Annotated in this window: 19 protein-coding genes; 11 read left to right on the top strand and 8 right to left on the bottom strand. The window is 47.3% G+C overall.

All coding sequences use genetic code 11. The features are described 5' to 3' along the window. Positions 1 to 9 precede the first annotated feature (9 nt). The 5 genes from BLA28_RS11575 to BLA28_RS11555 are packed head-to-tail and all read left to right on the top strand — an operon-like array spanning position 10 to position 9,321. Entirely contained in the window at positions 10 to 2,952 is a 2,943-nt protein-coding gene (locus BLA28_RS11575) for a Hint domain-containing protein (protein ID WP_069158882.1), read from the top strand. Between the two features lie 3 nt (positions 2,953 to 2,955). After that, positions 2,956 to 3,684, top strand: a complete 729-nt coding sequence (locus tag BLA28_RS11570; RefSeq protein ID WP_069158881.1) for a hypothetical protein — start codon at positions 2,956 to 2,958, stop codon at positions 3,682 to 3,684. A 1-nt stretch (position 3,685) separates the two neighbouring features. After that, entirely contained in the window at positions 3,686 to 7,204 is a 3,519-nt protein-coding gene (locus BLA28_RS11565) for a hypothetical protein (protein ID WP_069158880.1), read from the top strand. Beyond that, positions 7,179 to 8,330 carry a hypothetical protein gene (locus tag BLA28_RS11560; protein WP_044970892.1) on the top strand — a complete coding sequence of 384 codons (1,152 nt, stop codon included), beginning with the start codon at positions 7,179 to 7,181 and terminating at the stop codon, positions 8,328 to 8,330. The genes BLA28_RS11565 and BLA28_RS11560 overlap by 26 nt, the downstream gene beginning before the upstream one ends. 10 nt (positions 8,331 to 8,340) lie before the next feature. Then, positions 8,341 to 9,321: a hypothetical protein gene (locus BLA28_RS11555; RefSeq protein ID WP_069158879.1), complete on the top strand. Its 981-nt coding sequence runs from the start codon at positions 8,341 to 8,343 to the stop codon at positions 9,319 to 9,321. Positions 9,322 to 9,365: 44 nt separating this feature from the next. Here the strand turns inward: BLA28_RS11555 and BLA28_RS11550 are convergent, their stop codons facing one another. Genes BLA28_RS11550 through BLA28_RS11540 form a run of 3 tightly spaced genes read right to left on the bottom strand, consistent with a single transcriptional unit; the run spans position 9,366 to position 11,310 of the window. After that, positions 9,366 to 10,013 carry an ABC-2 transporter permease gene (locus BLA28_RS11550; RefSeq protein ID WP_069158878.1) on the bottom strand — a complete coding sequence of 216 codons (648 nt, stop codon included), beginning with the start codon at positions 10,011 to 10,013 and terminating at the stop codon, positions 9,366 to 9,368. Beyond that, on the bottom strand, positions 10,010 to 10,882 hold the full coding sequence (locus tag BLA28_RS11545; protein WP_330388907.1) for an ABC transporter ATP-binding protein: 873 nt from the start codon (positions 10,880 to 10,882) through the stop codon (positions 10,010 to 10,012). Before BLA28_RS11545 ends, BLA28_RS11550 begins: the two co-directional genes overlap by 4 nt. Positions 10,883 to 10,941: 59 nt before the next feature. After that, positions 10,942 to 11,310 (bottom strand): GntR family transcriptional regulator, encoded by a 369-nt coding sequence (locus BLA28_RS11540; RefSeq protein WP_009250951.1) that lies wholly within the window; start codon positions 11,308 to 11,310, stop codon positions 10,942 to 10,944. 155 nt (positions 11,311 to 11,465) lie between these two features. Here BLA28_RS11540 and BLA28_RS11535 point away from each other — a divergent pair, with 155 nt between their 5' ends. The 3 genes from BLA28_RS11535 to BLA28_RS11525 all read left to right on the top strand — a co-directional run bounded on the left by BLA28_RS11535 (position 11,466) and on the right by BLA28_RS11525 (position 13,816). Beyond that, positions 11,466 to 12,230 carry a MerR family transcriptional regulator gene (locus tag BLA28_RS11535; protein ID WP_069158877.1) on the top strand — a complete coding sequence of 255 codons (765 nt, stop codon included), beginning with the start codon at positions 11,466 to 11,468 and terminating at the stop codon, positions 12,228 to 12,230. A 120-nt stretch (positions 12,231 to 12,350) separates the two neighbouring features. After that, positions 12,351 to 13,070, top strand: coding sequence for an ABC transporter ATP-binding protein (locus tag BLA28_RS11530; RefSeq protein WP_069159137.1), 720 nt, complete (start codon positions 12,351 to 12,353; stop codon positions 13,068 to 13,070). Beyond that, positions 13,067 to 13,816 carry an ABC transporter permease gene (locus tag BLA28_RS11525; RefSeq protein ID WP_069159136.1) on the top strand — a complete coding sequence of 250 codons (750 nt, stop codon included), beginning with the start codon at positions 13,067 to 13,069 and terminating at the stop codon, positions 13,814 to 13,816. The genes BLA28_RS11530 and BLA28_RS11525 overlap by 4 nt, the downstream gene beginning before the upstream one ends. A 135-nt stretch (positions 13,817 to 13,951) precedes the next feature. Here the strand turns inward: BLA28_RS11525 and BLA28_RS11520 are convergent, their stop codons facing one another. The 5 genes from BLA28_RS11520 to BLA28_RS11500 form a co-directional block, all read right to left on the bottom strand. After that, positions 13,952 to 14,437, bottom strand: a complete 486-nt coding sequence (locus BLA28_RS11520) for a DUF3368 domain-containing protein (protein ID WP_069158876.1) — start codon at positions 14,435 to 14,437, stop codon at positions 13,952 to 13,954. After that, complete coding sequence (locus tag BLA28_RS11515; RefSeq protein WP_069158875.1) at positions 14,430 to 14,684, bottom strand: UPF0175 family protein; 255 nt, start codon at positions 14,682 to 14,684, stop codon at positions 14,430 to 14,432. Before BLA28_RS11515 ends, BLA28_RS11520 begins: the two co-directional genes overlap by 8 nt. Beyond that, the gene (locus BLA28_RS11510) at positions 14,665 to 15,075 is read right to left on the bottom strand and encodes a hypothetical protein (RefSeq protein ID WP_069158874.1); all 411 of its coding nucleotides are present in this window, start codon (positions 15,073 to 15,075) and stop codon (positions 14,665 to 14,667) included. The genes BLA28_RS11515 and BLA28_RS11510 overlap by 20 nt, the downstream gene beginning before the upstream one ends. 187 nt (positions 15,076 to 15,262) lie before the next feature. Then, the gene (locus BLA28_RS11505; protein WP_069158873.1) at positions 15,263 to 16,828 is read right to left on the bottom strand and encodes a hypothetical protein; all 1,566 of its coding nucleotides are present in this window, start codon (positions 16,826 to 16,828) and stop codon (positions 15,263 to 15,265) included. A gap of 106 nt (positions 16,829 to 16,934) precedes the next feature. After that, a complete protein-coding gene (locus tag BLA28_RS11500) occupies positions 16,935 to 17,954 on the bottom strand; it encodes a uroporphyrinogen decarboxylase family protein (RefSeq protein WP_069158872.1) in 1,020 nt (339 codons plus the stop codon). A 526-nt stretch (positions 17,955 to 18,480) separates the two neighbouring features. Here BLA28_RS11500 and BLA28_RS11495 point away from each other — a divergent pair. Genes BLA28_RS11495 through BLA28_RS11485 form a run of 3 tightly spaced genes read left to right on the top strand, consistent with a single transcriptional unit; the run spans position 18,481 to position 21,613 of the window. After that, complete coding sequence (locus BLA28_RS11495) at positions 18,481 to 19,335, top strand: PocR ligand-binding domain-containing protein (protein WP_069158871.1); 855 nt, start codon at positions 18,481 to 18,483, stop codon at positions 19,333 to 19,335. Positions 19,336 to 19,383: 48 nt separating this feature from the next. Then, complete coding sequence (locus tag BLA28_RS11490) at positions 19,384 to 20,931, top strand: sensor histidine kinase (protein ID WP_069158870.1); 1,548 nt, start codon at positions 19,384 to 19,386, stop codon at positions 20,929 to 20,931. Then, positions 20,921 to 21,613 carry a response regulator transcription factor gene (locus BLA28_RS11485; protein WP_009250964.1) on the top strand — a complete coding sequence of 231 codons (693 nt, stop codon included), beginning with the start codon at positions 20,921 to 20,923 and terminating at the stop codon, positions 21,611 to 21,613. Before BLA28_RS11490 ends, BLA28_RS11485 begins: the two co-directional genes overlap by 11 nt. Positions 21,614 to 21,724 lie beyond the last annotated feature (111 nt).

The following is a 21,724-nucleotide window of genomic DNA, read 5'->3' as shown; positions in this document are numbered from 1 at the left end:
GAGGAATTTATGAAATCATTTATTTTGCCTGACAGCATCATAGAAGAAGCCAGAGAAGCCGGAGGCATGCTGGAGCTTGATTTTTCAAAGGAAGCCCATTATACCTTCTTCCTGGAACATCTGGGCGGCGCCGAACATCTCAAAAACACCGCTCCGCTGCTGCTGAATAGCCTGAATGCTCAGAAAAAGGGCCTTCTGCGGGCGGAACCGCAGAACGAATTGAATCTCACCGATGATTATATGGTACATAAGCTGCAGGTCACACCTAATCTGAAGTCCGACGGAAATTCACTCTCCTTCCTGCTTTCAGCGGAAACAGAGTTATCTTTATGCACCAACACACTGATTCCCCGGGTAAGTGTCAGTCAATATTTCCGTGATGCCCAAACAAAAGACATCCTTAAGCAGATAGATCAGACTCTGTCCGGAGAAACAAACAGCTTTATTTCTCCCATATCCTGTGACAGCCTTACCGCAGGCCTGGATGAACGCCTCATCCGTATTGACAGCGTATATTCCATGACAGACCAGTCCTGTAACGGAACACCCTTTCTGAGAGGAAAAGTCTGTTCCTCCACGGCCATCATCCAATCCTTTCAGAATGATGTGAGCAAGGTGGAGCTGATCGATCCGGTAATCAAGCATCCTGGCCATGAGTACCGTCCTGGCCATGTGTGCATCAGTTATGACAGGAAGTCCCAGATGAGTAATCCCGATTACCATAAAGACATAGAGCTGGACTCCGAGATTACAGATATGCCTGTATATCTGCCTTTCACATTAACTGTTTCCCTGAAAAATAAGGCTTATTTTTATAAGGTGCCAAAAACCGGCTATTTCTATGAAAAATATCAGCCCCGAATCAGTCTTTACCGTATTCTGCATGACGAAAAAGAAATGCCGGGCTGTGCCCGTATGATCCAGCCCTGGTCACAGATCTCCGATAAAAACGTGGAAATTTTGGATTATAACAGGACATCCTCCGACGAAAAAATACCGGAACAGCCTAATAAAATCAAAATTACTTTCCCTGAGGACTGGAATTCCAATCTGAAGTCCCAATCTGTGATGAATTGTAATACGGAGGCGGAGCTGTACGGCAATCTTCTCCTGAACATCTGCCATCAGGAGAAAAACACGCATAAAGCCGGTTATGTCAGCGTTATAGCCCAGTATGAATACCAGAGCACGGATCCTACGCAGGTAAAAGCAGAAAGGCTGTTTTACCAGTGGGGCTGCATGGCATGGGACACCCTGCTTCTCACTCCATCAGGCATTATCGCCGCACGGGATGTGCATATCGGTGATCTTCTCCTTTCCCCTGACGGCAGTTTCATGCCGGTAAGAGATATCACTACCGGCACGGAAAAAACGCTTTTTAGAATTCAAACCCACAGTAACACCCTGAATGTTTCTGCAACCCACACCCTGTGTCTGGCAGGAGATGACGGTTCCTTCTGTCCGACGCCTGCCTGCGATGCACGGTGCGGGCAGAGAATCTATGCCTGGGATCCGGAAAAAAATGAGCCGGTGCCAGAGGAAATTATAAAAATCACCACGATACCCTATGAGGATACCGTCTACAATTTCCAGTTCGACAAAGAGACATATCTCATCGGAAACGGGCTGCTCATCGGAGACCAAACCATGCAGGGGCATTATCCTCCGGGTGGAGATGTACTAAAAATGAACGCTCTTTCACCGAAAGCCGCAGACATGCAGGAACTGCTCATGAATCTTTGCTCTTCCTTGCCGCGGGAAAGGAACAATACTCCTGTTTTTAAGCACTCTGATAAGCCGGAGAGCTACGCCATGCACTACTTTTGTGTTAAATACCTGCTGTTCTATAATTCCTTTCCCTTGGAACAGGCGCAGACCATCGCCGAATACTGTCAGTTCATGGCAGACAATGCCACAACAGGAAGCCTGCTGCTAGACGGGATACCGGATTGGGTGAATGAAAAATCCTTCTATCGCCTGGCAGACAGCCAGTTTGAGGTACCTATCATCCCCACAGCCATGGCCAAATGGTATGACACAGGGGAGCTTGACACGCCAAAGCCCTGGTATCCCACAGACAGTGATGAATGCTGCTTCCATGTCTGTGACGATCTCCTGCGTCCCTTTCATTTTTTCCCCGGGGAAGAAACGCCTGAGGCCTCAGAAGAAGAGGCCCAGGAACTGGCGGACCGCGTGATTCCCTGTCCCCCCAGATTAAGCGGGCTTCTGAAAGAGATTGCTGCTTCCGTCCTCCCTTATAAGAAAGATCTGACCAAACTGCCGGAGGAGCTCATGATGAAGCTGGGGATTTATCTCCACATCCTAATTGACACGATTCTGCATCAGAATTTCGGCGCCCGACGCTCCTGGATCAATATGGCTTACCGGGAAGGTGTTTTTACCCCTGAAGGCAAGAATGTGGAAAATGATTATCCCCCTTATCAGGATATATTTGACGATGATGCGGCTTACGATGATACCGCTTCCTATCCTGCCGGCCTGGAGAAGATCGGATGGACGGTGAATGAAACCTTTCTAAAGCTGTCCTACCAGTTTCCTAATGATACGAGCGCTCTCGGCAACCAATCGCTTTATGATCTCTGGGACAATTATGCACAGCCCAATTCCTATACTTATGCCTGCGGCCTTTCCCTTGTCAACGATTTTTTGAGAAGCTGCCTGGATCTGCCCGCCGATCCATCCTGGCTCACAAGCCCTCAGTTTACACGCATAGAAAAGAACTTCCGATCCACCGTAAAGGATTTTGCCCCCCTTTCCGACCTATGGCAGAAGGAACAACAGGATATGGATTTTAATTACAATGCGGAGGATGTTTTCAGGAAAATCACCGGCTGTGATACCACAAAAGAAACTACGGAGGAAAAGTATCGTAACTTTTTCTGCTATACAAAAATCCTGTATGATCTGCAGCATCTTTGGGAGGAGGAATAAAAAATGGCCATTACCCTGCATTATCGGCTGGACGACAAACAAAGCCTGGCAGTCCGGGCTGAAACTCAAATAACATATGAAAAGGATAAAATATATCGGCTTGTCCTGATTATTCTGAAAAAGGATGATAAAAATCCGGTACTCATGAACGATGTCCTCCTGCAGAACGGTATGGGCAGTGCAGAGGTCAGCTATGATTACAGCCTTTTCAACAGCAAAGGAGTTAACCTCACCTTACATGCACATGTCTGTATACTGCCTGATCCTCCCCCGCCGGAGTCCACTGCGCCTGAACAGGATATCACAGGGAATACACCGAAACCCATTATCGTGGAGGAGCAGACTGATGACATTCATCTGTTTGGTACTGCGGATTGTCTGGATAACATAAGGCTGGAGCAGACTCAGTCCTTCCTCTGCCCGGCCATCGGACCGCTCCCCGCCCCACAGGCCAGGTTTCTGATACAGGTACAGCTGAAGGAGGATTACACTCTGCTGCGCTTTTACAAAGATTCGGTCAGTCTTACCTGCCTTACAAAAGAGGGGCAAAAAAAGCCAAACTATAAAATGGATATGGCTGCAAACCAGATTTCATTTCAAGCGGACTCACTGACAGGAAGTCTTGCCTCCGGCTTTTCTTCCGTTAACTGGAAAGGAAAAGGGATTGTTTACCAGCATTCCACCGGTTTGATGCTGGCTCTCTCCTTCACTTTAAACAGCGGGAGTTTTTAATATGAATCAGAATCAAACCTTACTTATTCCGATCACAGTACGGGCATGCCTCTGTGGGCGTGCCCCTTCCAAAAAAATATATGCCGGGTATCAGCTCGACTTCACGGATCTGGATGATCCGGATATTCCCATTGATAATGGTCTGTTCGTTCCCGGCAATCCCCCTGAACCGGGAATACATCTTTCCTTCAGCCTGCCGGAGGGTTTTACCAGAGGGACTCAGGAGGAATCCGGAACAAATGGGAACTCCTCCTCCAAGCTTTGTTATCCCCTTGTTCCCAACCGGTGGGCTGTGGTTCGTATGTGGCTGGAGGATGGGGACAGTCTGCTGCGCCAGAAGCTTTTTCTCATAGAAAGCGACTCACTTCAAAAGAAACGGGGCGCAGGTTACAATAATACGGGAAGCAGCTCCTGGCCCTATCCCCAGACACCGGATCGTCCCTACCGCTATCTGGGCAGAAGTTATGCCCTTTCCCAGGCAGAGCATGTCCCTCAGGATACGGAACGGCTTGCCCTTACTGCCGTTTCTCCCGTGAATCCGTTTTTCTCCGCCTACTATCCCCATTGCCGGAATGTATTTGGCTTTTATGACGATCTTCCTGCCGATGGGATCCACAAGGCGAATATAAGTTATCTCGTATGCGGCTGGTATCAGGATGCGGCTGGCCCCGAGCCGCTTTCCCTTCTTAAAACAGCACAGCAGCTGGAAGAGGTCCTGCTCATGAAGCTGGAGGGAACCGGGCTGCCGGAAACCAGTCTCTGTCATGGCCTTTTATGCGGCATCGAGTGGAAAGGGGCGGATTTTTCTTATCCTACCGGCATACCGGACGATCCACAGCCTGGAGAAGTGGAGGACAAACCGGCTCTGGCGCTTGGAAACACCTCCGATGAGGCTGCGGCAGCACTGGCAGGAGCGGACAGCGAAATATCTCCCCGCCTGTTTCAATGCTTTCTGCGAAATCTCTGCCCGGATCTCCTAGGAGAGCAAGGTTCCGCCGAGGTGGAAAAGGAACTGTATGCCGCCGGTTTTTCCACCCTGCAGCCTCCTGATTTAATATGCCTTTCTTCTGTCCCCGGCACAGAACACAGACAGCCGCCTTCCGAACGGATCATGAAACAAATCTCCGACCTTCGTTCCCGCCAAAGGCAGCTTTTTTCAGAGCGCATGAAACAGAAACAAAGGTGCCGTACCGCATTTGAAACCTGGCAGCTTTTCTATACCGCCCGGGAGGATCGTGACAGGCTATATGCCGCACTTCAGGCATACGTAACTGAAATACAAAGAGAACAGACTATATTAACGGATACAGACGAACAAATCCGATATGACATTAATAACCTTGCGCCCGGACCGGGATACGAACTGAAAACAGAACCCGCGCCTCCCTTTTATCAGCCGGCCGATCCTGTTCTTCTTGTCAGGCAGCTGGCCAACACGGACGGCAAAGTGACCGGAAAGCTCACCGTCTGCCGGCGTTCGGAGCAGGTGAATACCTCTGTCACCTTCACCGGGCTTTGTGCATCCCCTGTCACCGTGTATCCTGATGATTTATTCGGGAATGCAGAACCTTCCGACGGCCTGCCGGAAGCCCTTCCTCTCTTAATCGGCGAGGCATCCTTATTTTCTGCCGGTTTCGCTGCCCTGATAGCACGGAAGGCTTTACAAAAGGCCGGTTTTATTCTTCCGGATCCCGCTCGGACTGAAGAACTTGCCGAGCAGCTTCGGCAGGTACAGCAGCAGTTCGTTCAGCTTCCCTCCATCTTCTATGACAGGGAGCTTCCGGAAATCCGGGCAATTACCGTGTTCAAGCCGCAATGGCACCCTTTGTATCTGGAATGGCAGTGCTTTTATTATCCTGATAAGGCTCTCCTAAAGGAGCAGCCGGATTTGAAAAACTGGAGGCTGAAGGATGGGCGTTATGATTACTGCGGAGATATCTCCATTATGGATCCTCAAAACCGATATTCTGTCTCAGGCCGGCAGCTTCTGTCCGACAACGCATCCAGGCAGCTGGAAACAGGTGTGAACAGCTTTTTTGAGGAGAATGTCCTTCCGCTGAAGGATCCGCGTACAAGAAGCCTTTTATCGCAGTCCCTGAGCGGTTTTAACGATATGCTGCTCATGCGGGATCAGATGAAGCTGCTGCCTCTGTTTTCCACGGACGGACTGGTGAAAGCCTCTCTTTCCCTTCTTCAGGCGCTGCCATCGGATGAAATGGGTACCGCCGCCGTATTTGACCGGCTCTTCTCCCCCATTCGTGCCGGTTTTCTGGCTTTTGGCAGAATACGAATTCTGGATAAACTGGGAAGATTTCAGGATATCCTGTCTCCTGATCTCTATTGCAGTGAAGAAATGCGTTCCTTAAACGCACCGGCCAAACCTCATGAAGCCATGCTCCAGCCCCGGCTGGAGCAATACACGAGACTGCATGCAAAATGGATATGTGCCGTATCAGCAAAAGCTGTAAACGATGCAGATAATATAGATGGAGCGGAAGCCTCCTTCGTGCCGACAGCCTCTCCCCTTTGCGGCTTTCTGCTGCCAAACGGACTGGATAACAGCCTTATGGCATTCACTGCCGGAGGGACTCCCGTCGGAAGTCTTGTACTAACCCAGACCGGCAGCGGCATAGACTTCAAAAGTCCCCCCGGAGAAAAAATATCTCATCACCTGCCGGAGGATATTAACCCGCAGCTGTACCGGATTTTATACTCCCTGCAAACCGGGCCGAAGGAAAATCTCATAGCCCTTCTCTCTTATATCGACAGGCTGGACAGCCGGATTACCCCTGCCCCTCATGGACCGGCAGAAGTGGAATTTATCGGCCGTCCTCTTGTTCTGTGCAGACTCAGCCTGAAACTGGAGCAGGCCGGTGACCCGGAATCCTACCGCCATCTGGAAGGACAGATTCCTGACCCAAGCCACACTGCCAATGTAAAAAATGCCGTTTTCTCACTCCAAATCGGAGAACTGAATGACTATCGTGACGGTATGGCCGGCTTTTATCTGAACAAGGATTTCGATCACCTTCATATTTACCCGGGAAGCGGCACCCAGACCTCTTATTTTTATGAAGACAATCTGATTCCGGCGGCCCTTGATGCAGAGCTTCCGCCGGATGAGCTGTGTGTTCTTATGGATGCTTATGCCCGCCTGACGGTTAAACCCGGTATTTTACCGGCCTGTACCTTATCCCTGCCCGACGAACTGGTAAACGCCTCCCTTGACAATATCCGTACCACTTATTTCACCGGACCTGTCCTAAGCAATGAAAAGCAGCTATCCATACCCGCCGCGTATCAAAATGACAGGAGCTATTTTTTCTATCAGGCAGGAAGGACTTCCCGAACCGAAGCTTCCGGTAAAGGTATTTCTGAAAACTGCTGGAAAACCACAAAACTTGAACAGACGGACAGTCAGGCTTTTTCCATTCCTTATCCGGTAAAGGCGCTGGAAGGCTATATACAGATTCAAAAGCATAAGGAGGGGGAAAATGATCCTACACAGCAGCTGTTCTAACGGCACCTTTTACGATACACACCTTACCGTCAATGATCCTGCCTGTGCAGTATCTCTATATTCGGAAAACACCTTATATTATTCCTTTCAGGCCCCCGATCCGGTGTCGAATGCGCGCCCCAAAATAAAAATAACCGCATCTGTGGGAGAAGCCTCCGGCAATATGTTTTCATCCACAGACACGACATATGGAACAATGACCTGTCCCTGTTTTGATTTCCGCGGCATCAGCCGAAACGGAAATCTGCTGTCCTATACACTGACTCTCTCTGAAGATAAGCTGGCTCCCGCCGATAACGCTTCCCTCACTTTAGAATGGAGCGGCATCATCTCCACCGCTTCGGAAGGGATTTGTTCTGTCACTGTTGAAATAAGTGGTTTCGGGAATGAATTGGATGGAAAAAATACCTGCTATCTTTATAAAAGCCTGGCAGCCACTGAGATCTGTTATTTCACGGCTTCACCTGCCAGTGCCTGTCCGGGTGAGCCTGTCACTTTAGAATGGAAGGTAATTAATGTAAATGCCGGCTATATCCTTCCCGGCGGCTATAATATTTTTGCCGGCGGCGTACAGAGCTCATCCTCCTGCGTGGTTCCCATGCCTTTCGACAGCAACAGTTTCTTTTTATATGCTTCGGGCAGTTCACAGAGCGTTTATAAGGAGGTAAAGGTCTTCACACCCAGTCCTGTTATCAATCTTTTGCTGGAGGGACGCAGCGCATCCTGGGAATGCCACTATGCATCCCGCTATGAACTGGCCGAAAACGGCGTATATTCCAAAATAGAACCCGCAGACAGCCGTATACTGCGGGATGATACCACAAGCATTGCAATCCGCTGCACAGGAGATCCTGTTTCGGAAGAAGAAATACGGCTTGTGCTTCCGGGAACTAATATCACCTTTAACAAATATATACATGGTTATTCCAATCATAAGGTAATAGGCATAAGCTGGAAAATTCCGGATGGCCGGATGGCCGTCGTTAAGATCTGGGATACTGCCTGTTATACCGTATCCTCCTTGCCGGAAGGAAACTGGGAATACGCGTATGACAGCAAAATCAATGTTACCGCAGAACTCATTATTGATCCGGGGACCCCGCAGTCTCTGGATTTCAGACTATAGGAGAATAGAAATGGCTGGTTTGTATTTGGATCTGACACCTGCTTATCTTTATACCCAAAACGGAGAACCCGACCGAATCCCCATACAAAACAGAATTGTTATGGAATTGCGTAACCCCTCTCCTGAGGAATCCGTAATTCTGAAGAATGATGCAAAAAAAGAATATATTGAATTACCTTCTTATGATAATGCAGCCGTCATGGAAGGACTTACCTGTATTTATCTGCGCTTTGACTTAGGAACATCTGCCGACTGCCTGACAGATGAGGAATCCTTTAAAAATGTTCTTTTTGCAAAGCCGGACGACTGGTACTGCTGCCAAAAAGACCTTGATACCTTTATCCTGTATCCTTCCCGAACCTTTTCTCTGGAACCTTTCTCCGGCATCGAATTTATTCTGGATCGGCTCAGGACCTCGCTGCCAAGAGATACCACAGCTTCCTGCCATGTGAAATATGTCAATGTAACAGAAGGAAGAATTCAGGAAGGAACCATCATAATCTATAAAAAAAGATGTCCGTTAAGTATCCGTGTTTTTGTGCCTGCCGCCGCAGACGTGGTCACCGGCTTTCGGGACACAGTGAGTCTGGAGTGGTGTGTCACAGGCGCGGATAAGGTGGTTTTACAGCCCGGCGGCCTTATTCTGGAAAAAGAAGGCTCCCGCCGGATGCTATTAACCGGCAAAGCCAGTTATACGCTGACCGCATACTGTGATAGCAGACAGGTATCTCAAAGCATTTTATTGGAACCTCTTACCGCTTCCATAGAGACCTTCCAGGTAACATCGGAAGCCTCCGGTTCGGAAATCACTCTCAGCTGGAAGGTCATAAATACCCGCCATATATTCCTCTCTCACATAGGACGGCTCTGCGCCGGCAGCGAAGGAATCGGTTCCCTCACTCTGAAGCGTGATGAAAAAATTCGTTCCTTTACCCTGTCTGTTGAAAACCGGGAAGGTCTCATTACATGCAGCAGGCAGATTCCAGTTTAAATAATGCGAATTTATATGTTGTTTTGAAATGAATTAGCTCCAGTTTAAAATTCTTTCTTTTCATAGATGCGGACAGAAAGCCACAAGGAAAGAAACAAGCCTGCAGCAGCCAAAATAACGGCCGCAATTTCCCCATACTGCATGATTTTTTCTGCATTAATCCGGATCCCTGCCAACACTGCCCCATTATCATCCAACTGGCTGAGGCCAAGCACTCCCAGACTTAAACAGATGAAAACGGCCATATAGACAAATCTGGCTTTTTCCACGCCTAATTTATAAATGACCGGAAAAAGCAAGAGCTGCATCAAGATGGTGACCAGCAGTATCTGAAACAAAGAGTGCAGACTTTCCGGAATGTTTACTCCGCCTTTTATCAGTCCGCGCAGAAGCATAAGCAGACAGCAGGCAAGGCTGACACCGATATCGATCAGGAAAGCGAACAGATATCTGGCTTCCACGATTTCTTTTCTCGTCAGGGGAAGGCTTATGGCGTAGGTATCCCAGCCGCAGGCCTTATCCAGACTGAATACGGTCATTGTACTCATAATGCCTATCAGTATAATAAGCATGAAGAGAAAGCTGTCTGCGTTCATGAAATAAGAATAAAAGAAGCAGAAAACAGCAACGATCAGCCAGCTTTTCATCTGGCCCTCCATGAGGTAATATTCTTTTTTGAGCAGTCCAATCATATACGTTCTCCCTTCACATAATAAAGCATGATATCCTGGATACGCACGGGATCCGCAACCAGGCCTGCTGCCCCCGCTTCTTTTTTCCTCCAGACCTTTGCTTCTGCCATCGCTTCCGCGCCAAATCGGTTTTCCTTATATCCGATGAGCTCTGAACTCTCAAAGGCCGCGAAGCCTTCTTTCGGCCCCTTCAGGATGACAAAACGTTCCAGGAGGGTATCCTTTTCCTCCGACAAGATAATCCTGCCTTTGTGAATAAAGGTAATATAATCCGCAATTTTTTCCAGATCCTCCACAATATGAGTGGATACAAAGATGCTGTGGTTTTCGTCCTGGATAAAATCAAGGAAAATATCCAGAATTTCATCCCTTATTATTGGATCCAATCCGCTTGTCGGCTCATCCAGCAAAAGCAGCTCAGCCCCATGCGACAGAGCAATTGCTATGGACAGCTTCATTTTCATACCGCGGGAATAGGCCTTGATTTTCCTGTTTTTCGGAAGGCCGAACCGTTCCAGGTTGGAAAAAAAGACGTCCTCCTCCCAGCCCGGATAAATCCCGGACATCATACTGTTTATTTTAAGGCCGTTCATGGTTTCCGGCAGATTCAAATCGCCAAGAACCACGCCGAGACGTTCCTTGACAGCCTTCTCCTCTTTTATATTATCTTTGCCCAGAATCCGGACAGAACCGCTGTCCCTGTGCAGCATATTCAAAATCAGCTTGATCGTGGTCGTTTTTCCCGCGCCGTTTTCTCCGATAAAACCCATGATGCTTCCCCTTGGCAGAGTCATGGAAACCTCACTGAGTGCAAAGCCCGGATAGGCCTTGGAGAGGTTTTCGATTACCATTGCATTATCCATTTCCATATCTGATACCTTTCTGTCCGCCTGCCGGACAATTTACAGGAACAGGCATGCCTGCCGCCTTATTCGTACAGAACCTTCAGGACCTCTGTCAGTTCTTCCAGGGATATGGCATTCTCCCTGGCAATTTCCACGGCTTTGGTCAGATATTCCTCTGCCATGCGCAGACTGCCTTCCCTGATAATGGAGACATCCCGGTTCGCTACGAAGCTGCCTTTTCCTGTAATGGTTTCAATGAAGCCTTCCTGTTCCAGATCGTTGTAGGAGCGTTTGGTGGTAATAACGCTGATACGCAGCTCTTTGGCGAGCAGCCTCATACTGGGCAGGGCATCCCCCGGCTTCAGTTCGCCGGTTATAATGTAGTTTTTTATCTGGGAAGTGATCTGTTCATAGATGGGCTTCCCGCTGGAATTGCTTATTGTGATATTCAATATGGTACCTCCGGAGTATATATTGTATATATTTTTATATATACAATATATACTCTGTTATTAAGTTTGTCAATGACCAAATGATAACCGGAAACCATACACTATAACACCAGACTTTCTGCATATGCTATAATGAACGACAAGAGAGGTGACAAATGAAACATACGTACTCAACTTCACAAACTGCCGAAATAATAGGCATCCATCCCAATACCGTGCGCCTGTATGAGGAACTGGGCCTTATTACCCCGCCCGAAAGGAAATCCAACGGCTACCGCATTTTTACAGATCTGCATATCCACCAGTTCCGTATCGCCCGGCTGGCTTTTCAGGTTGAGGTGCTTCAGAACGGACTGAGAAAACAGGCGGTGGATATCATCAAAACTGCCGCTCAATGTGATTTTTCAGGGGCGATTGCCCTGTCAGAAAAATATCTGAAGCAGGTCTCCCTGGAAAAAGAGCGCGCCGAGGAAGCGATTCGGATCGCGCGGGATTTAATAGAAGAAAAAAATACTGCATCCGATACGCTTTCGCTCACCCGCAAAGAAACGGCTGATTACCTGGGAGTTTCCATCGATACTCTGCGGAACTGGGAATTAAACGGTCTGCTTGAGGTAAAACGGAAACGCAACGGTTACCGCATCTATACGGAAGAGGATATCCGGCGGCTGAAAATCATTCGCTCCCTTCGCTGTGCAGACTATTCCCTGACCGCCATCCTGCGCATGCTCCGGACCCTGACTGTAAATCCTGCCGCCGATATCCGGACGGTCATTGACACACCAAAAGAACAGGAAGACATTTTCAGCGCCTGTGACAGCCTGCTCTCATCCTTGTCCCATGCCAGGAAAAACTTTCTTCAGATTCTGGAGGAATTGGAAGCTCTGAAAAAAGAACAGGAAAATAACCCTCCACTTTAACACCAGCCTTTGCGCCGGTGTTATTCTTTTTTCTGAAAACAGGCAGACCGGGCTGCGGTGAAGGAAATCCTTTTCCCATCCGATCTGCCGGCGCGTTTAGGCGCGCAGAAAGGAGAAAAAATGGAAGCACCAATCAGTGTAAAGGGGCTACGGAAAGCCTATCATGGAGTTCCTGCCGTCAGGGATATTTCCTTTTCGGTGAATCCCGGTGAAATTTTCGGGCTGCTGGGAGAAAACGGAGCGGGAAAAAGTACCACTATCGAATGTCTGCTGGGAACCCGCAGACCGGATTCCGGCAGCACATCGCTCCTCGGCATGGAGCCTGTTAAGGATCGCAAAAGGCTTTTTCAAAAAGTAGGGGTACAGTTTCAGGAGCCTTATTATCCGGATCGGATACGGGTAAGCGAATTATGTGAGGAAACCGCTTCTTTGTACCGCAGTTCACAAAATTATGAAAAGCTTCTGGAACAATTCGGCCTGGCGGAGAAAAAGGAACTCATGGTGAGTAAGCTGTCCGGCGGGCAGAAGCAGCGTCTTTTCATCGTACTCGCCCTTATTCCGGGACCCGAAGTAGTTTTTCTGGATGAACTGACCACCGGTCTGGACACGAAAGCCCGGCGTGAGGTCTGGAACCATCTGTTAAGTCTCCGGCAGAAGGGGCTCACTATTCTGCTGACTTCCCATTTTATGGATGAAGTCGCCATTCTCTGTGACAGAATCGCCATCCTGAAAAAAGGACAGATCATTTTTGAAGGCACGGTTGATGATGCTGTGGCACGCAGTCCTCATGACAATCTGGAGGATGCTTATCTTTGGTTTATGGAATCGGAGGAAATATGAAAACTTTTCGTACCCTTTATAAAATTGAATTAAAACTCTCCCTGCGGGGAATGGATATGGTTATTTTTGCAGTCTGCCTCCCCGTGGTCATGGTTTTCATCCTTGGGATGCTTTATGGAGAGAAACCGGCCTTTCCCGGTTCTTCCTATACCTTTCTGGAGCAGTCATTCGGGGCTCTGACTACCATTGCCGTCTGCGCCGGCGGTGTCATGGGACTTCCCCTGCTGGTTTCCGACTACCGGCAGAAAAAAGTGCTGAAGCGTTTCCAGGTTACCCCGGTAAGCCCCGTAATGCTCCTTGCGGTCCATGTTGCCATTTATTCCACTTATTCCCTGGTATCTCTTGTTCTGGTTTATGCCTGTTCCGTCCTGTTTTTCGGCTGCCGCATGCAGGGCAGTACCGCCGCGTTTCTCCTCAGCTATCTGTTAGTCATGCTGTCCATGTTCAGCATCGGCATGATGGTGGGCGGGCTGGCGCCGGATACGAAGACGGCCAGCATTGCGGCATGTGTCCTTTATTTTCCCATGCTGCTTTTGTCCGGAGCCACCCTGCCTTACGAGGTCATGCCAACCGTATTGCAGCGGATCGCTGATTTTCTGCCTCTTACACAGGGAATTAAGCTGCTGAAGGCTTCTTCTCTGGGGCTTCCGATGGGAAACGTGCTGCTGCCGGTATTGGTACTTGTGATACTGCTTGTCTGCTGCAGTCTGATTGCTGTCAGGTTTTTTAAATGGGAAGCTGAATAAAAGAAGGCGTGGGATGACAGTAGCCTATTATCCCACGCTCTTTTTCTCAATGGAACTACATATTAATTATATATAAAAAACAGCCAGTCGGTCTTCTTTTTCAACCAACTGACTGCTTTTGACAAAATAAAATAGCTATTCTCCAGCCTGTTCTAAAATCATCTCTGCCAAATTGTCACTAATATAAAATCCATTTCCCCGGAGTTCTTCTACAATCGGAGCAATTTCTGTAAGATATCCCTCACGTTTCGCCCTTAATAAAACACCCATCGTTCCAGTCACGGAAAGTCCCAAATACTTTGCCGTTTTTTTCGCTGCATTATCATCAATAATCACTAAGTCGGCCCTCTTATCTTCCTGAGCCAGAATCATAACCTCCACTTCTCCGTCATGCAGCTTAGCCTTGTACATTTTCTTATCTGTTTCGGAATGAATCTTTTCAACATGTATCCAATCAAGAGATTCCTTAAGTACCTGGCAAGCCGTATCAGACTTTTCTGTAACCTCATAAAATACTGCCTGCGGAATATGAATCTCTGTATACAACTTTCTTAATATATCCAGTTTACCAACATTACATAGAACTATCAGCGGAGTTGAATTTACAATCACTCTACGCATTTTTCAATTCCTCCATAAATTCATCCTTGTTGTCAAACTGAAAAATACTGACCTGATTCATCCCCAAGTATTTAATAAAATCCTCTTCCGTCATTCCCGCAATCTGTGAACAATAACCAATTGATACATTATTCTGTGTATAATAACCAAGTGCAACAATACGTTGTGCAAACGCCGTCGCCTCTTCCTGATTCATATGGGTATCATATAAAACAGCATCTGGAATTTTAATTGATATCTGACACATAAATTCTTCCTCCTTCCATTAATACCATTCTTATTTTTAATATAACATGATTTGAAACGGCATTCAAGAATATCCCATTGCTTAATTTTCTGCCGTCGTAGCTGTCATTGGCAATGCTGATCATTTCCACATGTACGCTGTCACTCTGCGCATTATACTGCTCCACAACCTTGGAAATATAATTTTCCTCATCACTCCAGATATAGAATTTCAGATTTGTTTTTTCTCCGCTTCCGGTATCCGCCGCCGCTGCATTCTGTTCTGTTCCGCTTCCGGCGCTGTCAGCAGATTCGGAGCTTCCGGCTCCCGTCTTACTACTGCCGCACCCTGCAAGCAGGCTGCAGGTCATAACCGCCGTTACTGCCATTGCCAATACACGTTTGAATTTCATACTTTTTCCTCCCATAATACTATTTATTTGTCGTATATTTCACTGACATGTCTTAGTATATCTGTATATCTCACCAGTGCAAAGGTTGAAATTTCATAAACCTTTAGGGGTATTGCACAAAAAGAAAAGGCTCCGGATGCAAAACCCGGGACCTCTTCTTCTTATCTTTTCTTCCTATCTTTTCTTCTTACCTTTCCTGCATTTCTTCACAATAACGATAAAAATTATCGTTTACAACATATGCGTATACCAGCCAGCAGGAAGTGTCATCTAATCTAACTCTTACCATAGGATAATACCGTCTGAAACATTCCGGATTTTCCTTAATTTCATCAAATATCTCAAACCATCGATTCTTCATCAGAAAAAGGTACTTGTTTTGATGAACCAGAAAAGCACACTTATCTTCAGAAGATTTTTTCATCAAATCAGCAAAGTGCTCTTCCTCACATACCTTTTTATAAAATGTTATATATTTAATACAGGTTTCTTCCAGAACAGGTTTTAGCTTATCACCTGTTTCATAATACAATAAATCCCTGATTTCGCAGATATCATATGACTGTAGATCACGTTCTATGTTTTTTTCAGCCGTATCTATAAAATCATTTAATATTCCGGGCGGATTTTCTTCCTTGTCTTCCTCCTTATTCTTCATATATTCATCAATTATATTCGGAACATCACATAATCCGCCAAATTTACGACACAATATTTCCCGTATTTTTTCAATCGGCATATAGGCATCTACGCTGTAATTTGCAGCTCCCGCGAAAGCAAACTGAGCCATTAATGTATAAATTGTATAAGGGCTTTCAGATTCTCTGTCAATTTCCAGGCAATCCCGAAGATCTTTATCTTCCAAATATAGGTTCGTACTCATGATTTCTTTTATAAATCCATCATAGTCTTTCTTTCCCTCCTCATCTGACAAATTTACAATATCACAAAGTTCTTCCAGGTCATTACCCAGATTGAAATATTCTTTTAGTGAGGAAGAAAAACCTATCGTCCCTATCCTTAAATGCTCAAATTCCCTGCGCCAGAATTCAATCCTCTCTTCTTTGGAAAAATGTGTATTGACAAATTCCCCATAGTCTCTGTCCATTTTACCCAGGTACAATCTTTGCAATACATTTAATGGCTCTGCCCCTTTTAATGGAAGAGCTCGTATACGTCTATATAAATGTTCCAGATCACATTGTACCGGCAGCCCGATCGGTTCTCTTAAATACTGATTTGCAAGATCAACTGCCTTTCTGCACTGCCCCAGGGTTATATCCCCGCTCACACATGCTTTCCCGTTCAGCCGCGATTCTATCATACATCCTATCGCCAGCAAATACATATGATAAGCTTCTCCCTGTGTCTTATTTCCCCAAAAGCTGTAACAATTACGGCACCTTTCATCCTCCCAGTCAAGCATAGTCCGGCTCGGTGCAATAGAAAGCAGCGGATCATAACATTTTCCCGTCTCCTGTTCCGACTGGTAATTTCCCAGCTTTCGATAAAGCCTTTGATACTCAGCCCGCCCCATAGTCTCATAATCCCCTATTGTGCTCCAGAATCGCTCGTCTGCTTCCGCCTGTTCCTCTACAGGTACACCACAATATAGCTGAGCGCCAAACAAGTCCAACTCATCAAAATCCATAAGCTTAAATTTTTTTGCAAGATATAAACTTTCTTCATAAACAGGCTCCCACTCATCATCGCTTACATTATACGCTACATCCAAATTTATAAATATTCCCATGATTCCCTCCACCAATACTTTCTTAGAAACAGTTTAATTATATTCGAAATGGAAGGTAATGTCATTGAATTCAAAATTCAAAACGAGATAGGGAGTTGAAAGATATCTATAGATACCGCTCCTGATTCCGGAATACATCCAGCAGAGCCAGAATATTTTCCGGCGGCACATCAAAAGGAAGTGCATGAGTGGGCGCAATAATCAAACCGCCATCCCTTCGCAGCGCCTTCATGATACGCACAGCCTCCGCCCTGACGCCATCCGGCGACGCAAAGGGAAGACACTGCTGTGTGGACACGCCGCCCCAGAAGGCCAGCTTTCCGCCATACAGATCCTTCATTTTTTCAATATCATAAATCTCCGGCTGAAACGTCTGATAACAGTCCAGCCCGATTTCGATTAAATCCGGAAAAATTTCATGACAGTCCCCACAGGAATGCTGCACAATATACTTCCCCTTCTTTTTAACACGTTCATACAAACGCCCCATTCTGGGCTTGATGAAACGACGCCAATGATCCGGCCCCATAATGAGCCCCTTCTGCTGCCCCCAGTCATCCCCGAAATACACCCCATCGATATCGTATTCCAGCGCGATATCCACAAGCCCGCAGAAATAATCACAGATCTGATCATACAGCCTTTCCAGCTCCTCCGGACATATAATCATACTCATAAGCACATTTTCCATCCCCATCAAAGACCAGGATCTCTCAAACATGCAAAACCCGAACCCAGCCATCGTAAACCGATCCCCTTTACCCGCCACAAGCTCCTCATACTCCCGCCGCAGCCTCGCCTCATCACATACCGGAAAGCGATAATCACATTCCTCCAAATCCTCTATCTGAGGCTTCTCCACCACCCCAATATCCTTATCAGCCCCATTCCTGTTCCACACAACCCCAAATTCATCCCGGAAATAACCAGGACGCCCATCTATCTCCGAAGGCCATCCCCAATACTGGATATAATTCATACACACCCCCAGCTGCTCCCCGATATCCCGATTCCCCGTATAAGCAATCAACTGCTCCAGCGACTGCCCCGTAAAATCAATATGATAAGGAATCGTAGTAGTTTCTTCATGATTCAACGCTGCAATAACTAACTCCCTTTGCGTCATAATACATCTTCTCCCTTCTCTATACATGTTCTTCCCACCGCACTTCACCATAACCTGCCGGTTCCCGCCGCCTCCCCGTCCGCCGCGCCGCCTTTCCCTGCCGCCGTCTTTCTTACTGCCTGCCGCCGTGGAGTATGTGTTGCCCTCTCCATGGGAAAAAACGGTGATGTTTCTTAAGGGTTTGTTCTGTCGGAAGACGGCCGCCCTTAGCGGCCTGTCTGACGAACCCGTGCGGCCAAAGCCGCATGGGTGAGGAGTTTTGCCGCGTTGGCCGCCTTCCGGCAGAACAAACCCTTTAGAAACACCCCGTTTTTGAGGCTGGAGAGGACAACACATACTCCATGGCGGCAGGCAGTAAGAAAGACGGCGGCAGGGAAAGGCGGTGCGGCGGACGGGGAGGCGGCGGGAACTCCCCCACACCCCTCATTCTACCAAAACCATTTTTTGCATAATAGGAACAATTGTGCTATTATTAGCATAATCGTTCAGTAGCGAACTATTTTACCATTATATATGGGAGGACATCATGGAAATTGTCTTCGACAAAAAGAGACTTCTCCCGCTTCTCCGGGATTTCCACACCATAACCGGCCTGCGGGTGGGGGTATTTGATCTGGCCTGCAAAGAGGTGGCCGCATTCCCGATAAAGCTCAGCGGCTTCTGCAGGCTTATCCGTTCACGCCCGGAAGGACTGGAACGCTGCCTTGCCTGTGACCGTGCAGCGCTGGAACTCTCCGGGGAAAAGGCTCCCGGAGAAATTCACATTTATCAATGCCACGCGGGACTTACAGAAGCCGCCGCCCCGATATGCAATGGAGAGGAAATATTGGGCTTCCTGATGTTCGGCCAGATGCGCCGAACCTCCCAACCGCAGGGACAATGCAGAAAAGTCATCAAGGATCTGTCAGAAATAGGAATCCCGGCTGATAACCTTCAGTCGGCCTTTTCCAGCCTTCCCCTCGCGGACGAAGAGCACATCCTCGCCTGTGCCCGGGTGCTGCGGGCCTGCGCCGTTTCCGTCTGGCTGGAGGATTGTATCCGGCTGCAGTGTGAAAGCCTGCCCCGCCGGGCAAAGCAGTATATTACGGCACATCTGGATGAACCTCTGTCCCTGGAACGGTTGTGTGATGCACTGGGCACAGGAAAAACAATGCTCTGCTCCCAGGTAAAAAAACAGTATGGCTGTACGGCAGGCGAAATGATACGGAATGCCCGGCTGGATAAAGCCCGACAGCTTTTGGAACGAACAGATATACCGGTTTGTACACTTGCAGAACAGGTTGGGATACCGGATTACAATTATTTCACCCGGCTGTTTCGGAAACACACCGGTGAAACACCCACGGCTTACCGCAGACGCCTGCGCAAGGAAACACAATAAAAGGCAGGAATCCGTTTCAGACCGGCATTTATAATGGGAGAAATAACTATGTTTTATGTATTATTTATTCTGCTTTTCATCATCTTCTTTATGCTTTACCAACACCATAAGGAAAGGCATACGATTCCCTTCACCCTTGTTCTTGTTGCTTATTTTTTCGCCATTTTAAGCATGATGATTTATTATTCCAGGGATGCCTATTACTATAATGTGATAAAAAATTACTTTTACCTGCCGGATCCTTTATGGCGGTATCTTTTCTTCCTTCCTATTTCCCGTTTTAACGTAATCAGGCTCATTAATGCCGCCAGTCTCAGCATCGTGCTGGCAAGCGTCTATTTCGCCCTGAACTTCCACACTCCCTTCACCGCAAAAACCATACGAAGAACTAAAATCGCCATCTGGATTTATCTCCTGCTCCAGCTGATCATTTATGATCCCGCCCTCAATATCCGTTTCTATTATTTTTTATATCCGGCATTTATGGGCTCCAAACAATTTTATGATGCGGAAAATATACTCTATATGCTTACCAGATCCGGCAACAACCTTCTGGTCCTGCTCAGTGTCCTCATGCTTCTGGTTTCCTTTTACCACTCGCCCCGAATCCAGCTGATCCGTTATAATTTTCTGATGATGACTGTCTGCTTTTTCACTCTGAGCACCCTGTATTTTACCTTTATTTCCCGAACGCCCTCCTTTTTGCTGCGAATCTCAAAAATTGCGCAGTCCTACTATTTTTGGTATATTAATCTGGGAAACAGCCTTATTTTTTATAATCTCTTTCCCTTTGTATTCATTATTTTCCTGCTGCTCATCTGCGGCAGCCTGTACCGGCTCACCCATATCAGCCACCAGATCAATGCGGAGGCTTTTGAAATCTCCAAGCAGATTGACGCAACGGAAACCACCTCCAAGGTCTTCTGCCATTATGTAAAGAATGAGCTGCTCGCCATACAGTCCGGCCTTGAACTGCTTCCGGCTGCGGATTATCCGGAAAAAACAATACAGGATACCATAGACCGCTGTGAAAAACTTTATACCAGGATTGATGAAATACATAAAAGCACGAAAACCAGCGAACTGCATCTGATTGATATCGATTTGAAGGATTTGCTGGAAAAAATACTCGCCCCATTCTGCAAAGAAGATTCAGGAATTGAAATCAGGAAAAATTTCGCGGATTATCCGGTGCTCGCGCTGGCGGATCCCATTTATCTGGAACAGGCGCTCCACAACATTATATGCAACGCCATGGATGCCATAGAGGCAAAGGAGATCAGCGCCGATACGCAGGAGGAGCGCGCGCTCACTGTTAATCTGCGCAATACGGACGACTGGATCCTTCTTGAAATCCAGGATACGGGAACGGGAATATCGGAAAATAATATAAAGAAAATATTCACTCCGTTCTTTTCTTCCAAACCCACATCCAAACACTGGGGAATCGGCCTGTCCCTCACTTACCGCATCATCCAGGCACATGAAGGAAAGATCGAAGTGCAGAGCACTCTAGGCAAAGGGACCTCCTTTCAGATACTCCTTCCTAAAATCACACAGATTTTCACCGAAAAGAGGCAGACAAATGGAAAATAAGATAAAGGTTCTCATTGCAGAGGATTTGGAACCGATCCGGGTAAAATACGCCTATTATCTGGGCCAGTGTCCTGAAATTGAACTTACAGGGAGTGTAAGCAGCGGGACAGAGGCGGTTTCCGCCGCTCTCGCCTCTCCTCCTGACATCATACTGATGGATATTGAAATGGAAACAAAGGACGCAGGCATCAGGGCCTCCCGGGAAATTCTGGCTTCACTGCCGGATATCAAAATCATAATCCTTACCGTTTATGAGGACGATGAACTGATTTTTTCCGCTTTCCAGCTGGGCGTATGTGATTATATGCTCAAAAATTCTTCTAACGAGGAAATCATTTCCGGCATAAAGGCCGCCTATGAAGGCCGTTCCCCTATCCGACCTGAAATCGCCGGTAAGATCCGCAGCGAATTCAAACGGGTAAAGACCTATGAAACCAGCTTCCTTTATATGCTGAATCTGCTCGCCTCCCTTACCGTAACGGAGCTTGATACTCTGTACCTGCTTTCCTCCGGCCATACCCGCGCTGATATCTGTGCGATCCGGCATGTGGAAATGTCCACAGTTAAGTCTCAGATCCACAGCATATTACACAAATTCAAAAAGAAATCCATCTCCGAAATCATTACCAGTACGGAGGATCTGCACTTGTTGGAACTGGTCATTAAGAACAGGCCTGAGTAAAACTGACGATTTACATCCTGCAGCTCATATTGCGGTATACATTCCCCTCTCTTTGGTTGTATAATTAAGAAAGCATTCCCGCATTTCAGGAGTGCTTCTTATACGGAGGGG

This window comes from Eisenbergiella tayi (assembly GCF_001881565.1).
GTDB classification, from domain to species: domain Bacteria; phylum Bacillota; class Clostridia; order Lachnospirales; family Lachnospiraceae; genus Eisenbergiella; species Eisenbergiella tayi.
This window is presented reverse-complemented; position numbering and strand designations above follow the sequence as displayed.